This window comes from Aquirufa sp. ROCK2-A2 (genome assembly GCF_054558485.1).
Genome location: NZ_JBPXKA010000004.1, coordinates 115,564 through 131,459, shown reverse-complemented (window position 1 = coordinate 131,459; position 15,896 = coordinate 115,564). Strand labels below are relative to the sequence as shown.

Annotated in this window: 13 protein-coding genes; 6 read left to right on the top strand and 7 right to left on the bottom strand. The window is 35.6% G+C overall.

Annotated elements, in window-relative coordinates; genetic code table 11:
* Positions 1-9: 9 nt before the first annotated feature.
* Both V7S76_RS08025 and V7S76_RS08020 read right to left on the bottom strand, forming a co-directional pair.
* Entirely contained in the window at positions 10-1,281 is a 1,272-nt protein-coding gene (locus tag V7S76_RS08025; protein ID WP_459509555.1) for an AGE family epimerase/isomerase, read from the bottom strand.
* On the bottom strand, positions 1,274-2,272 hold the full coding sequence (locus tag V7S76_RS08020) for a bifunctional heptose 7-phosphate kinase/heptose 1-phosphate adenyltransferase (protein WP_459509554.1): 999 nt from the start codon (positions 2,270-2,272) through the stop codon (positions 1,274-1,276). The genes V7S76_RS08025 and V7S76_RS08020 overlap by 8 nt, the downstream gene beginning before the upstream one ends.
* Positions 2,273-2,491: 219 nt before the next feature.
* On the opposite strand from V7S76_RS08020, the gene glmM reads away from it, so the two are divergent.
* Both glmM and V7S76_RS08010 read left to right on the top strand, forming a co-directional pair.
* The gene (gene glmM / locus V7S76_RS08015; RefSeq protein ID WP_459509553.1) at positions 2,492-3,880 is read left to right on the top strand and encodes a phosphoglucosamine mutase; all 1,389 of its coding nucleotides are present in this window, start codon (positions 2,492-2,494) and stop codon (positions 3,878-3,880) included.
* A 6-nt stretch (positions 3,881-3,886) separates the two neighbouring features.
* Positions 3,887-5,035 (top strand): cysteine desulfurase family protein, encoded by a 1,149-nt coding sequence (locus V7S76_RS08010; RefSeq protein ID WP_459509552.1) that lies wholly within the window; start codon positions 3,887-3,889, stop codon positions 5,033-5,035.
* Positions 5,036-6,359: 1,324 nt separating this feature from the next.
* On the opposite strand, the gene proS is transcribed toward V7S76_RS08010, so the two are convergent.
* Positions 6,360-7,832 carry a proline--tRNA ligase gene (proS, locus tag V7S76_RS08005; RefSeq protein ID WP_459509551.1) on the bottom strand — a complete coding sequence of 491 codons (1,473 nt, stop codon included), beginning with the start codon at positions 7,830-7,832 and terminating at the stop codon, positions 6,360-6,362.
* Positions 7,833-7,966: 134 nt separating this feature from the next.
* Between proS and V7S76_RS08000 the strand changes: the two genes are divergently transcribed.
* Together V7S76_RS08000 and V7S76_RS07995 are read left to right on the top strand one after the other, a co-directional pair.
* On the top strand, positions 7,967-9,043 hold the full coding sequence (locus V7S76_RS08000) for a hypothetical protein (protein ID WP_459509550.1): 1,077 nt from the start codon (positions 7,967-7,969) through the stop codon (positions 9,041-9,043).
* Entirely contained in the window at positions 8,964-10,610 is a 1,647-nt protein-coding gene (locus tag V7S76_RS07995; RefSeq protein WP_459509549.1) for an OmpP1/FadL family transporter, read from the top strand. Before V7S76_RS08000 ends, V7S76_RS07995 begins: the two co-directional genes overlap by 80 nt.
* An 89-nt stretch (positions 10,611-10,699) precedes the next feature.
* On the opposite strand, the gene V7S76_RS07990 is transcribed toward V7S76_RS07995, so the two are convergent.
* The 3 genes from V7S76_RS07990 to V7S76_RS07980 are packed head-to-tail and all read right to left on the bottom strand — an operon-like array spanning position 10,700 to position 12,912.
* Positions 10,700-11,212 (bottom strand): shikimate kinase, encoded by a 513-nt coding sequence (locus V7S76_RS07990; RefSeq protein ID WP_459509548.1) that lies wholly within the window; start codon positions 11,210-11,212, stop codon positions 10,700-10,702.
* The gene (locus V7S76_RS07985; protein ID WP_459509547.1) at positions 11,209-12,327 is read right to left on the bottom strand and encodes a BT_3928 family protein; all 1,119 of its coding nucleotides are present in this window, start codon (positions 12,325-12,327) and stop codon (positions 11,209-11,211) included. Before V7S76_RS07985 ends, V7S76_RS07990 begins: the two co-directional genes overlap by 4 nt.
* A 6-nt stretch (positions 12,328-12,333) precedes the next feature.
* Entirely contained in the window at positions 12,334-12,912 is a 579-nt protein-coding gene (locus tag V7S76_RS07980; RefSeq protein ID WP_459509546.1) for a DUF1599 domain-containing protein, read from the bottom strand.
* Positions 12,913-12,997: 85 nt separating this feature from the next.
* Between V7S76_RS07980 and folP the strand changes: the two genes are divergently transcribed.
* Entirely contained in the window at positions 12,998-13,864 is an 867-nt protein-coding gene (folP, locus tag V7S76_RS07975) for a dihydropteroate synthase (RefSeq protein ID WP_459509545.1), read from the top strand.
* On the top strand, positions 13,845-14,663 hold the full coding sequence (locus tag V7S76_RS07970) for an aminotransferase class IV (protein ID WP_459509544.1): 819 nt from the start codon (positions 13,845-13,847) through the stop codon (positions 14,661-14,663). The genes folP and V7S76_RS07970 overlap by 20 nt, the downstream gene beginning before the upstream one ends.
* Positions 14,664-14,738: 75 nt before the next feature.
* Here V7S76_RS07970 and V7S76_RS07965 read toward each other — a convergent pair whose 3' ends face one another.
* On the bottom strand, positions 14,739-15,401 hold the full coding sequence (locus tag V7S76_RS07965; RefSeq protein ID WP_459509543.1) for a DUF975 family protein: 663 nt from the start codon (positions 15,399-15,401) through the stop codon (positions 14,739-14,741).
* Positions 15,402-15,896 lie beyond the last annotated feature (495 nt).

Below are 15,896 nucleotides of genomic sequence, written 5' to 3'. Positions count from 1 at the left end.
TTTTCCGTTTTACAATTGACTGATAATTGTTCCTAATTTTTCATAACTTAAAATCATGGAACGTAAATTATGGTAATTGATTTTCCAAGAATGAGACATGTGTCGCCAAATAGGTTCGCCTTCTCTCGTCATTAATGGCCACCATTCTCCTGTTTTGTAATTAATCATTTTATCGAAAACAAATCGATGAACTTGCTCATGAGCTTCGACAAATTTTTCATCTTTTGTCAACAAATAGGCATCTAGCATACCAATTAACATCTCTGCTTGTTGCCAAAACTCTTTTTCTTTATCGTACACTTCGCCCTCATGCGATCCTTCCACGTAAACGCCACCATATTCCCAATCGATGCCGTTTTCCATGGAGTGGTAAAAAGCTTTTTTCAAGGAGCCCATGTAATCATTCACATTAAATCCTCCCACTTTCAATGCATGCATCAACAACCATCCGAATTCTGAATTATGTCCATAAGATGTATTGTCGATGGCAGAGGCTTTTTGTCCACCTTCAGCAAAACGATCCCAGCCCCAAACTATATCAAATTTAATTTGGGGAGCGACATCCCAATTTGCCCAAAATTGAGGCACTCCTGTACCATATTCGGGATGCATGACTTTGCTAATTAAAATATCGATGGATTCTTTTAATTTTCTGCGGTGTAGTTCTTTACCACTAGCTTCATAAAGCGTGGTGAATGCTTCCATCAAATGCATGTGAACATCCAATGTTTTACGATCACCCCCTGGAGAACCTTCGCCCATTAATTCCCATTTGTCGGAGAAAAACTCCCAATATCCTCCATAGTTTGTATCTACCGCATACTTTTGCAATAAATCAAATACTTTTTCTGCATATTCTAAACCCACAGGATCACCGGTGGCTAAGGTATATTCACTTAAGGAATAAATCGCAAAACTATGGCCATATCCTATTTTTTGACGATTAGTAGCTTCTCCCTTTCGATTCATCATCCAATAAAAACCACCATTTTCTTCGTCCCACATGTTATCCAATAAAAACCTTACGCCATGTTCTGCCATCTCTTTCATGACCGGTCCACCAAACCCATGGCGGTATGCTTGCGAGTAACTAAATACGGAGCGTGTTTGTGCAATCAATGATTTTTCATCTTCTCCCGAATCTTCTCCAAACTCATTAAAATGTGTCAAAAACCCACCATACGTTTTATCTACGGTTCGTTTTGTCCAGAAAGGAATCAAATGATTTTCTGTGTAATTTTTGATCTCTTGTTGTAAATTTTCTAAGTGTAATTTATTCATTGTTTTCAAGGTTTAGATAAATTATTTCTTCGGGACTCGCTGATCCCGTTTCTCCAATTTTATGTATACTTATATTGGCGCAAATGGTGGCAAAATCACAAGACAATGGAATGCTTGCTCCAGTTGCTCTTGCTGCGGTAAAGGCTGCCACAACCATATCGCCAGCACCAACGGTGTCAATCGGCCCATGTAAGGGTAAACTTTTTTGCCAATGAAAATTTTCATGGTCAGCATATAGTAAACCTTGTTCTCCTAGCGTCAATAAAATGCCTTTTGATCTATTTGGAAGGCATCTTTTTACCTCTATTTCAAGTTGTTTTGGATCTTGTAAAATCGACTTGTCTAATGAAAATAACGATATGAATTCATGCTCATTTACTTTCAGAATAACATCGTTGGCGCTTTTTCCCAAGCTCCGCAAATCAGCAATGGCTGGAATGTTTTTTTGTAGTAGTCCTTTCTGTAATTGGATCAATTCCTTTTGGGTAAGCAAAGGATAGAGAAATTGTTCATTAATAATCACAAAATCAAATGCCCTTAATTGCTGAATCAATGCTTCAATCAATATGTTTTTTTCAGTTTCTATATCTTTTTGTTGCGTACCAAAATCGATACGATTTAATTCTACTCCTTCAAACATAGGTTTGGAATAGGTAGCTGTATCGATGTGATCGTGTTGTCGTAAATATTGACTATTGATACCGCTTTTTTGACACAAATGGTACATTTCTCTACCGAAAAGGTCATTTCCAATGATTCCAAAAGCATGCGCCTGAATGCCTAGATTGGCAAGATTTTTACAGACATTACCTGCTCCACCCAAAGATGATTTAGGTTCTTTTGCCCAAAAAACTTCTTTATTCGTTTCAATCGAAATTTCACCTGTAACTAGTTGTTTTTGAAAATAAAAATCGACGGCAAAATCACCAATCACAGCAATTTTTATAGATTTGATACTTTCCAATAAATGACTCAATTCGATATTTTTCATCCGTGAATGGGAAGTTTTGCTTTTTTTAACTCAAATATCCTCTTCAAACAGATGGGAAAGCCAATAGCCATTGAAATCAAGACATGTTGAATTTCTTGTTGCATAGGTTGAATAGGTTTAATTAGATAAATTTGGCCAAATTGTCTGAACTAAACAAAAAATATAGCCCTTTTTAGTAAATTTACATTTTAGTTCTCATTCAAATTTAATTTTTTTCCATTGGCTTTAATAAAATCTATTTCTGGAATTCGTGGTACAATTGGCGGTAAACCTGGTGAAGGTTTAAGTCCAATTGATGTGGTAACCTTTGCAGCTGCCTATGGAACGTGGTTGAAAAATACACAACCTAGTTCAAATACTATTGTCATTGGTCGTGATGCTCGAATTTCAGGCTCCATGGTTTCTTCTTTAGTGTCAAATACCTTAATCGGATTAGGGTTGAATGTATTGGATATCGGATTGTCAACCACTCCAACAGTCGAATTAGCAGTGCCTTGGACTCGTGCAGCTGGAGGAATTATCATAACGGCAAGTCATAATCCTGCACAATGGAATGCTTTAAAGCTTTTAAACGATAAAGGCGAGTTTATATCCGATGCAGACGGAAAGGCGATGTTACAGTTGGCGGAGGAAAATGATTTTGATTTTGCGGATGTACTTTCTTTGGGACAATATACCCAGGATGACACGTTTTTAGACCAACATATTCAACATGTATTGGATTTGCCTTGGGTAGATGCATCGGTAATTCAACAGGCTCAGTTTAGGGTTCTCGTTGATGCAGTGAATTCAACAGGGGGCATTGTCGTTCCGAAATTATTACATGCTTTAGGACTCAAAAATGTCGATGTCATATTTGGAGAAGCCGATGGACATTTTGCTCACAATCCAGAACCTTTGCCAGAAAATCTTACTGAAATGATTTCAAAAATGAAATCTGGAAATTATGATTTAGGTATTGTCGTTGATCCAGATGTCGATCGATTATGTTTTATCAATGAAGATGGTACTCCTTTTGGAGAAGAATATACCCTAGTAGCCGTTGCCGATTATGTATTGTCCAAGCAAAAAGGAAATACTGTTTCGAATCTTTCTTCAACCCGAGCCTTGAGAGATGTTACTTTATCACATGGTGGAGAATATTTTGCCGCAGCGGTAGGAGAGGTGAATGTGGTCACACAAATGAAGGCTCAAAATGCTATTATTGGTGGAGAAGGAAACGGCGGAGTGATTTTTCCAGAATCACATTATGGCCGAGATGCTTTGGTGGGAATAGGTTTGTTTTTGACTCATTTAGCCAATAAAGGAATCAAGATATCTGAATTGAGAGCCTCTTATCCTCCATATGTGATGTCGAAAAACAAAATCGAATTATCACCTGCATTGAATGTAGATTTAATTCTCGCTACCATCGCAGAGGATTACAAGCAATTCCCTGTTAATACAATTGATGGTGTTAAAATCGATTTTCCCAATAGCTGGTTACATTTAAGAAAATCGAATACAGAACCCATTATTCGAATTTATGCAGAAGCTCCTACTGAGCAAGAAGCCAATGATTACGCACAACAAATTATTCAGGCAATTAAGAAAATTGCCAATTTATAAATTTATATGTCTACTTCATCAAACAACAACCTACCGATTTATCTAGATAATGCGGCCACTACTCCAATTGATCCACTTGTATGGGAGGAAATGAAACCTTATTTTGACGATTTTACCGCCAACCCTTCTTCTATCCATTCTCATGGAAGGAAAGCAAAAGTGGCTGTGGAAAAAGCTAGAAAGACCATTGCTCATTTACTGAATGCTTCCCCTGCTGAGATATTTTTCACCTCTGGAGGTACGGAGGCTGATAATACTGTCATACAATCCGCCGTCCTATATGGAGGTAGAAAAACCATAATTACTTCACCTTTGGAACATCATGCGGTATTGCATACGGCAGAATCTTGGGCTCATTTAGGTTTGGTACAAGTTAAAATGGTTCAAGTTAATTCGATGGGTGATGTTGATTTAAATCATTTAGAAGAATTACTGAAAGAAAGTCCCGATGCCTTGGTAAGTTTGATGCATGGTAACAACGAAGTCGGTAATTTATTGGACTTGCATGCTGTAGGTCAATTATGTCAAGAATATGGTGCCTTATTTCATTCAGATACGGTTCAAACCATGGGACATTATGTGCATGATGTACAAACATTACCCGTTGATTTTATGGTAGGTGCAGCGCATAAATTTCATGGACCCAAAGGAATTGGATTTTTGTATGCCAAAGCTGGTGTTAAATTTCACCCTTTAATGCATGGTGGCGCACAAGAACGCAATCAAAGAGGTGGAACGGAAAATGTCTATGGTATGGTCGGAATTGCCAAAGCCTTGAGCATTGCTTATGAAGAAATGGAAGAACATCAAACGTATATCAAAGGATTGAAGTCGTATTTTATCCAAAGATTGCAAGCTGAATTTCCAGGTATTGAGTTCAATGGCCGATCTGGTGAGGTAGAAAATAGTTTATATACGGTTTTAAATGTGCGTTTTCCATCCATCAATGATGGTGATATGCTATTGTTTAAATTGGATATCGCCAAAATTTCAGCTTCTGGGGGAAGTGCTTGTTCTAGTGGAACTTCTATTGGTTCACATGTTTTGTCGGGGATTAATCCCACTGCCCAAGGCGCAGCAGTTCGTTTTTCCTTTTCGAAATACAATAACGAAGAAGAAATTGATCGGGTGATAGAGGAATTGAAGAAATTATGATTGGATGTAATAGATAATAGGTAATAGGTAAAAGGTAATAATGCGAATTAAGGGTTGAAATTTCAAATTATTAATCTCTTAATTACCGCTTTTAGCTTCATTAATTCGTCAAGTCTTATAACCGAAATCGGTGGACGCTATTTTTTTTTGGTCTTATAAATGAATTTGCGGTTAATCCGACGAAAGATTTGAGCGAAGCGGTAGGCGGAGCTTTGACAATGAGCATGGGCGATGTGCGTCAGGGTCAAAGAAAATAGCCGAAAGCGTAGTGAAAATCGGTCAGCTTGCTGATTCGTCTTGGATTAACTTGCGACTAATAAGTTTTTTTGTTTCTTTTTTTTCAAAAAAAGAAATGCCTTAGAAAATGAATTAGCCAGAAAATTGCATTGTTGGCCAGGAAAAATGTAATTAAATTTGATTTAGCAACAATTATTGGAAAAGATCCTGAATTTTAGTTTTTAACCCTTAATTCGCATTAATAGGTAAAAGGTAATAGGTTACTTTTCTCTCTTCTTCTCTTTTCTCTCCTTAAAAATGAATAGTTTAAAACAACAGACACAAAAATTATGCCATCCGTCTACCAGAGATACCATATTTCTTCAAAAGGATTTTAACTCTTAATTAGCAATATTACCTATTACCTATTAATGCAAATTAAGGATTGAAATTTCCAATTATTAATCTCTTAATTACCGCTTTTAGCTTCGACTCAGATCGGTGGACTCTATATATTCTTTTTTAGGACATATAAATGAATTTGCGGTTAATCCGACGAAAGATTTGAACGTAGCGGTAGGCGGTGCTTTGACAATGCGCATGGGCGATGTGCGTCAGGGTCAAAGAAAATAGCCGAAAGCGTAGTGAAAATCGGTCAGCTTGCTGATTCGTCTTGGATTAACTTGCGACTAATAAGTTTTTTTGTTTCTTTTTTTTTCAAAAAAAGAAATGCCATATAAAATGAATTAGCCAGAAAATTGCATTTTTGGCCAGGAAAAATGTAATTAAATTTGATTTAGCAACAATTATTGGAAAAGATCCTGAATTTTAGTTTTTAACCCTTAATTCGCATTAATAGGTAAAAGGTAATAGGCAACTTTGAGTCTTTGTGGTAAAATAAGTGATTTTTTTAAGACAAGGGAGGGACACAAAGATTTTCATTTAATTAACTCAGTGAACCTTGTGTTAAATAATATTTCTAAAATTTAAAAGGCCTCCAAGGTGCCAAATAATATAAGAAACCTATTACCTAATACCTATTACCTTTTAACTATTACCTATTACCTATTACCTATTACCTTTTACCTATTACCTTTTACCTATTACCTCAATACGCTCTTGCAAAAACTACTCTTTTGCTAGATGGATTGCCTGTTAAGATACATTTTCCTGGTTCTTCTTTGGCGTCCAAAGGAATGCAGCGTATCGTTGCTTTGGTTAATTCTTTGATTTTTTCTTCCGTTTCAGAACTACCATCCCAATGGGCAGAAAGAAATCCGCCTTCTTCAATTTTGGTTTGAAATTCTTCCCAAGAATTCACTTCATGGGTATTTTCTTTTCTGAATTGGTAAGCTTTATTGTAAATATTCGTTTGAATATCTTCTAGTGTATCTAGTACAATTTGATCAATTCCTTCAAACGGTAAACTTGTTTTTTCTCTGGTATCGCGTCTAGCCATTTCGATGGTGCCGTTTTCAATATCGCGATTACCAATAGCCAAACGAATAGGAACCCCTTTTAATTCGTATTCAGCAAATTTGAAACCTGGACTTTGGTTATCAGCCGTATCGAATTTTACCGATACACCATATTTTTTCAAGGTTTTTACCAAAGGATCTACTTTTGCTTTGATGTTATTCAATTGTTCCTCTCCTTTGTAAATCGGCACAATGACCACTTGGATAGGAGCTAATTTTGGAGGTAGAACCAAACCTTGATCATCTGAATGAGCCATGATTAATGCTCCCATTAGTCGAGTAGAAACACCCCATGAGGTACCCCAAACATATTCTTGTTGGTTTTCCTTGTTCAAGAATTTTACATCAAATGCTTTGGCAAAATTTTGACCTAAAAAATGGGAGGTTCCTGCTTGCAAAGCCTTTCCATCTTGCATCATTGCTTCAATGCAATAGGTGTCTTCTGCACCAGCAAAGCGTTCATTCGCTGTTTTTCTGCCTTTTAAAACCGGCATTGCCATGAATTCCTCTGCAAATGTGGCATATACTTCCAACATTTGTTCTGTTTCTGCAATAGCCTCTTCCTTTGTGGCATGTGCCGTGTGGCCTTCTTGCCAAAGGAATTCCGCGGTCCTTAAAAATAAACGTGTACGCATTTCCCAACGAACCACATTCGCCCATTGATTGATTAGCAAAGGAAGATTGCGGTATGATTGAATCCAGTTTTTATAAGTAGACCAAATTACGGTTTCAGAGGTAGGTCGAACTATTAATTCTTCTTCTAATTTCGCATCAGGATCGACGATGACACCACCGCCATTAGGATCGTTTTTTAGTCGATAATGAGTTACAACAGCACATTCTTTGGCAAAACCTTCGACGTGTGAAGCTTCTTTGGATAAATAGGATTTTGGAATAAATAATGGGAAATAGGCATTCGAGTGACCGGTTTCTTTGAACATGTCATCTAAGGCTCTTTGCATCTTTTCCCATATAGAATAACCATAAGGTTTAATGATCATACAACCACGAACGGCGGAACTTTCTGCAAGGTCTGCACGTTTTACCAATTCATTGTACCATTCTGAATAATTTTCTGATCGGGTTGGAAGTGATTTACTCATAAATATTTTAGGTATATCGTAATTTAATAGACAATATTTCGTTTTATTTGTACTGATTTTAAAATCAAAAAATACAGGGAATGCAAAGATACATTATTCAACTTAGTAATTATTCATTTAAACCCTTAATCACTATGAAAAGTACATTTTATCTTCTCTTGGCCTTATTGAGTTTCTCGATTTTTCAAGGCTGTATTACCATTCAAGTGACGCCTGATTCTTCAACATCGAAAGCGGTGTATGATGATTTGTACGACAATCCAGTTAGAACGTCGTCTACAAATAAGCGAGTTAAAAAAGAGGATTACGTAAATTTAGATGATGAGTCTACCATCATTGAAGAAGAGGAAGGCTTAGCCGATCAAACACAGTCAACGTTTTTGAATTCGAGAAGTGTTTATCAAAATAATTACAATCAAGGTTTTTCAGATGGATTTTCAAGCGGTGTTTTTACTTCACCTTGGAATAATTGGTATTCAAATCCTTTCCTTTCCTTTGGTTTAACTTTTGGAAATCGTTGGTCTTCACCATTGAATTCCTATTATGATCCTTATTACGGTGGTTTTTACAGTCCATATTCCAATTTTGGTTATATGGGTGGATTTAATTCCTTCGGTTTAGGATACATGAGTGCCTTTTATGATCCATTCTTGATGAATCGGATGGTCTATTCTTCTTATGTCGGTTATGGTTTTGGTGGGATGTATAATCCATTCAACTATTACAGTGCATTCGGCGCAGGTTATTACAGCAATTACAATGCTTATAACTATGGATATAATCAAGGGTATAACAATGGTTACAATAATAATCAAGTTGAACCTGCCAAAAGAAGAAATGTGGGTGCTCGTGAAGAACGATATTCAAATCGCTATAATGAGAATAACAATAATGCGAGTCCACGACAGTCGAGTAATCAGTATAATTCTCAAGGAACTAATCAAACTCGTCAAAACAAAAGTTCTTCAACAGATGTGATAGTAAATCAACCAAGAAATTCATCTAATTCAAGCGAGTCATATGCGGCACCGGTGAGAAGAAATTCGAATTCAGAATATACCCGTCCAGCAGAAACACAAAGAAGCTCTCAGCAAACCAACTTTAACTACACGCCTTCCAACCAATCATCGAGTGGAAGTAGTAGTGGAGGAGGCGGTAGTTACGGAGGGGGAAGTAGCAGTGGGGGAGGATCATCTAGAGGACCACGATAAATTTGATCATATCATGAAAAAAATCTTCATCATCCCATTATTACTAATGGGTTTTGTCCAAATGGGATTTGGACAAATATATTCTTATCCTAATTTGGCTAAAAACTTTTCAACAAGTTATGCCACTGGGACATCTAGAATGCAGGGCTTGGGAGGCTCATATAGTGTTTTAGGGGCTGATTTAAGTTCCATTGCTGGTAATCCAGCAGGTTTGGGTTTTTATTCTCGTTCGGAATTAGGCATAAGCATCGGATTACAAACAGCAAGTACCACAAGTACATATTTGTCACAATCATCATCTAGCGATAATAGTTTATTTCACTTACCCAATTTTGGATTAGTTGTAGCTGGAGATCAAAGTGATCGTAAAGATTGGAACGGTGCTTTTGGAATCGGATATAGCAGACAAGTATTATTTAATCAACCTCTATCCTATGCTGGAACGAATAACAGGAGTTCCATCTTAGATAGTTTTATCGAAGCGGCAAATGCCAAAAATGCTACCGGCGCTAGCTTGGATAATGAATTTGATAGTAAATCCAATACAGCTGATACTCCAGAAGGAGTTGCCTATCAGGCATTTTTGATTAATCCGAGCGCCAATGGAGGAAAGCCCTTTTCTCGATTTGAGCCTAATTTGCCAACTAAGCAAATTGGAATAGCGAAAAATGAAGGAGCCTTAACACAATGGGATTTTTCGTATGGAGCCAATTATTTGAACAAGCTTTATATAGGTGCTAGTTTGCATTTTGGGAAAATCAATTCGAGCTCTACCACTAGTTTAACAGAGGAGTATGTAGGTGCCAAATATGTGAGAGGTTTGAATTATCAAGAAAAATTAGGCACTTCAGGGTCAGGTATTTCGGCTACATTTGGAGCTATTTATAAATTATCTTCTGCGATGAGAGTAGCCTTGTCTATCCAAACTCCTATGTATTTTGATATCATGAATGAGCGTTTAGAAGGCAATTTGGCACCCGATGTCATAGGAATTCCAACGTACGATCTTAATAATAAACCTGTTATTCGTTACCAAGTTGATCCCATTTTTTTAACTCCCAATGATTTTTCTTACCAATTAAAAACGCCTTTGAAATTATCAGGAGGTTTCGCTTATTTCATCGGGAAAAAGGGATTTTTAAGTCTTGATTTGGAATACGTTAATTTTCCAGGAATGTCAGTTGGAACAGCTGAATTAACCTTAGCTCAAAATCAAAATTTCAAAGATAAAAATTCAAGTTTGATCAATAAATATTTTCAATCGGCATTAAATGTAAAGATCGGTGCAGAATTTAAAGTATTACCTCAGGTAAGTCTTCGTGGAGGTTATGCTCAATATGCGAATAGTTTTGCAAGCACCTATGATCCTATCGACCGAACTGTTAACCAATTTTCAGGTGGAATAGGTTATAAAACTGCTGAATTTTATCTTGATTTTGCGGCGATTTATCGAACAAACAATGAAGCCTATACTCCTTACACATTGGCTAATATGGCAGATTATGGTTCTGCAAGTTTGAAAATTACCAATATGCAATTAATGGTTTCTACAGGGGTGTATTTTTAATATGCATTATGGATTATGAATTATGAATGTTATTTTATTGAGTAGTATATTTTCAATTTCATACCTCATAATTCATAACCCATAATTAATCAATATGCTTCCAATAACCACAATAATTGATTAACACTTATTTCTCCATCTACTTGAATGTCTGCTTGCTTATAGAAGGGAAGTCGTTCTTCATACGTTTTTTTAATGGATGCAATCACCACTTCTTCGCTTTGTGATTTATCCAATAAGGGACGATTGTTACCTTGTACTTTATATAATCTTTTAGCTAAATCATCAAGTTCTACATTAAGGAAAATACTAATGCCATGTTGTTTGATGTAATCGATATTGTCATGGAAACATGGAACACCACCACCAGTTGCAATGACCATGGATTGATCTGCATGAAAACCTCTCAAGGTTTTACGTTCCAATTCTCTAAAATGAGCTTCTCCTTGATTTGAAAATATTTCTGAAATAGTTTTTTGTTCTCTTGTTTCAATCAATTTGTCCATATCCGTAAAAGTATAGCCGGGTAAATTTTTGGCTAATTCTTTTCCTAGCGTACTTTTACCTGAGGACGGCATTCCTATTAAATAAATATTTTTCATTCTTGCACTGTTGTATTTAAACTTTGTTGAATATCATTCGCATTTGGAAGTTGGTAGGCAGACCATTTTCCTTTTACCGTTCCATTACTGATTAACCAAAGTCCTGGATTGGAGCGAATCATTGTTTTTAAAACCTTTGTATCAGCGGATAATGCGGGAAAAGCCAATTGGTATTCATGCCTTAATTCGTTGATTTCTTGGCTAGCTGCTGCACTTACTAACCATGTAGTAATTCCTTTTGTTTCTAATTCTTTGGCCAATTGACCAATTTCTTTCAATGCATCCAGTTTTGAATGGTGTATATTGGGCATGATGACCATTAATTTGTTCCCTTTGAAACTTTCTTTCGTATAATCAATGGTATCGTTTTCAATCCAAATTTTATAATCCGTTATCAAAGGCCTAGCTTCTTTTTCATTGATGGCCTCCATCGAAATAAATTTAGCATTCGTGTCAATAGGCATTTCGGTTAATTCAACCTCCTTGCCCTGAATATTATATAAGTATTTAAATTTCAACTCCTCTCTGAATTTCATGTTTTGAGGAATGTTTTCTCCAACCGCGTAAGCTAATCCATCATTGATTGGCAAATAAAAATAACTATAAATTCCCAAGCCAACACTTAAAATGGTTGATAATAGCACCCATTTAATGGATGAATTATTTGACTTGGATGAAATTCCTAAGCTGGTTAAAAATGTTAGGAAAATTAAGACAATGTCCTTCCCAAATGAAGTCCAAGGGGTCAATTTGATGGTTTCGCCAAAGCAACCGCAATCCGTTACCTTGTTGTAATAAGCGGAATAAAAAGTGAGAAAACTAAAGAAAATCAAAAGGGCTAAAATACTCCAAAGTATTTGTTTGCTTTTATAATTCACCCAAAGTGCAACGACCAAGATAACTTCTAAGCTGCTTAAAATTATGGAAAGCGGTAATGCATAAGGTATCCAAAATTTCCAAAATCCTTCCATACTCGGAAAGTCTACTGAAAAAACGTCAAAATATTCCTCTAATTTCAACTGTGTCCCAATGGGATCATTTAATTTGATTAATCCAGAAAAAAGAAAAATTCCAATAAGAACGACTTTCGCAATTTTACTAATCGTATTTTTCATAATGAATTATTGTTGAGCCGATTGTATTTGTACTTCTTTCAATTTAATTAAACAAAATACGGCATAATTGAGCATGTCTTGATAGTTCGCATCAACACCTTCTGAAACCAATGTGACTCCTAAATTATCTTCAATTTGTTTGGTTCTGAAAATTTTCATTAGAATTAAATCTGTCATACTAGCTACACGCATGTCTCTCCAAGCTTCGCCGTAATCGTGGTTTTTATTTCTTAATAATTCTAAGGTATGATTGACTTGTTCATCATAAAAGGCACTAATTTCTTCATGACTAAACTCCATTTGATCTGAATTTTCCAAGGATAGTTGAATCAAAGCAATGATGCAATAATTGATGATTCCGATGAATTCTCCTTCAATACCGTCTTGGATTTTTTGTTGGCCTTTTTCTTGAATACTCCTAATGCGTTGTGCCTTGATGAAAATCTGGTCTGTTAGGCTTGGTAATCGTAAAATTCTCCAGGATGTTCCGTAATCTTTATTTTTTTTATCAAACAAGGCTTTGCAGAATGAAATTACTTGTCGATATTCGATTTCGGTTTGGGAAGGCTGTAAGTCCCTATTCATAAATACTGGATTAAATTACAAAGCTTATATTTTTTCAGACTACAAAAATATTCAAATTATCCTAAAATTCTAAATTTCATTTGATTTGGATTCTCTTTTTCCTTCTTTTCAAACAATTCGAATCAACAATCGAATAATGACTTTTGATAATCCTCGTATTATGGGGATTCTAAATGCAACACCCGATTCTTTTTTTACGCATAGTCGAGTTGATTCTATTGATTTCGCACTGCAACAAGCTGCGGAGATGATTGAACAAGGCGCAAGTATTTTGGATATAGGTGGGCATTCCACAAGACCAGATGCTGTCCCAGTATCTATTCAGGAAGAGATTGATCGTGTGGTACCCATTATTGAAGCTATTTCCATTGCTTTTCCTGATACGGTTTTATCGGTAGATACATATCGACTGAAAGTGGCTCAGGAGTCGTTAAAAGTAGGTGCACATATTTTTAATGATATTGGTAACGGAAACATGGATGAAGGGATTTTTGATTGGATATGTCTAAATCAAGTTCCTTATATTTTGACCCATAGTGTGGGTGCTTTTGCTGCGGTACACCAAATTCCAGCATATTCGAATATCGTCGAAGATGTGTTACGTGTTTTGTTGGAAAAAATTCAATTTTTGAGAAACAAAGGGTTAAAAGATATATGGGTTGATCCAGGTTTTGGTTTTTCTAAATCTTTAGACCAAAATTATCAATTGATGGCTCAGTTGGATCAGTTTAAATTTTTAGGAGTACCTATTTTAGTCGGTGTTTCTAGGAAAACTATGATTACCAAATTATTACAAATTTCAGCTTTGGATTCATTGAATGCTACGTCGGCATTGCATATGACCGCCTTAATGAAAGGGGCCAATATTTTACGAGTTCATGATGTACAGGAGGCGAAGGAAGTGATTACCATTTATCAAAAATTACAAGAAAATGGATTATCCAATATATAAAAATGGCGTTTGGTTGAAGCCAGAAGAAGCGACTTTCGGAATAAAGGATTTGGGTTTTTTACGAGGGTTTGGCATTTTCGATTTCTTTCGAATCATGTCTGGAAAGCCTGTATTTCTTTCTGATCATTTGGACAGGTTCCTCAGTTCTGCCCAAAAAATGAATATTCCAATTCTTTATTCCAAAGAGGAATTGTCTGCATTGATTTGGGAATTGGCTCAAAAAAGCACAGATGAATGCTTGGGAGTAAAGATGATATTGACGGCAGGAGATAGTTTAAATGGTTTTGATCCAATTGGATTATCTAATCTTTGGGTAATTCCCCAAGTTTTCACTTTTGCTGATCCAGAAAGAGGGATGAAATTAAAGAGTTTCGAATTTCAGAGAGAAATGGCAGATATTAAATCCTTAAATTATGCCTTTGCTCTACGAAATTGGTCGGAACTGAAATCCAAAGGTTTTGATGATGTAATTTATGTTAGCAAAGAAAATGGGGTGTCTGAATCTTCAAGAAGTAACTTGTTTTTTGTGAAAAATGGTGTTTTTTATACACCGGAATCGCATATTCTACAAGGTATTACACGTAAACACATCTTGCATTTGATTCAATCAAAATACACAGTTAAGCTAGGTGATTTTTCATTAGAAGATTTCAAAAATGCGGATGAGGTATTTACTACGGGTAGTACCAAACGAGTTGTTCCTATTACTCAAATTGACGCCAAAATTATTCATAATGGAACCAGAGGTCCCTTGACTAAGGAGATGTATCATCTCTTGATTAATCATGAAAATAGGTAATTGGTAACAGGTAAGGTTTTACCTATTACCTTTTACCTATTACCTATTGCCTATTGCCTATTACCTCCAACATCATTAGTCTTCCAAAAGACTATCGTAAAATTGAGCGGAACAAATATTAGCATATGGAATCAGCCATAAAAAGCCAATACCGATAGTTAGAACACATAAACATCCTAAACCGATAAAGCGTAACCATAGTTTGAATAATTGCCATTTGTGACCTTTCATCATCAATTTACTTTGATTGATTGCCTCCAAGGAACTCATTTCAGGATTATCCACCAAAATATAATAGGTCATTGAATAGGAAAGTGCCGCTATAATTCCTGGAATGATAAGTAGGAGTGTCCAAGCAATTGTAAAAATTAGGATTAAAATATTACTAGCTAAAAAAACAAAAAATCGATTTAAATCTTTAAAGCCAGAAAATATTAATTCTATATCTGTTTTTTCTCCTCGAACTAAAAAAAGGCTAAATACTGCTCCTCCAAATGATAAGGCACCTCCAAGAATGAAAGTAACAATATTGGCATAGTTAAAACTTAGTTTACTAGAAACATTAATGGTATCACTGTATGGGAAAAAGGATGGTAATGTAATGGGGGTACTTAATGTTTCCGAACTTAGATAATGAAGATTTAATAAAATAGCAATAATTAAAAATGATAAAATGGCTGGTAGCCAATTGCCTGAAAGTTTTTCGCGAGAAGCTAATGTGATTTGAGAATTGGTCATTTGAAAATATGTTTAGTAGTTTTTTGGTTTTTCAAATATACAAAAAATAATGAACTGGTAGATTTTAATCCAATCACACTTTAACCCTTTATTCGCATTAATAGGTAAAAGGCCTCTAAGCATGGTTTATTAATCTTTCGATGCATAGATGCTTAAACTGGCACAAAAAAAATCGAGTTATTGATTTAAAATATCAGTTTTCTATTAGTGAATTTAATGGCCAATTTTTATGGGGAAATGGGCCCCCTTACCCCCTGCAATTTAAGACTTTACAAGTTCAGTTGTTTGATAAAATTATTGGATGGGAAACTTTGGGAAAAGAAAAGAGAGGTAATAAGGTAATAGGTAAAAGGTAATAGGTAAAAGAGAAAAGAGAAAAGAGAAAAGAGAAAAGAGAAAAAAATGGTTCTAACTTACCTATTACCTATTACCTATTACTTTTTACCTATTACCTATTACCTATTACCTATTACCTTTTACCTATTCCCTCTCTTT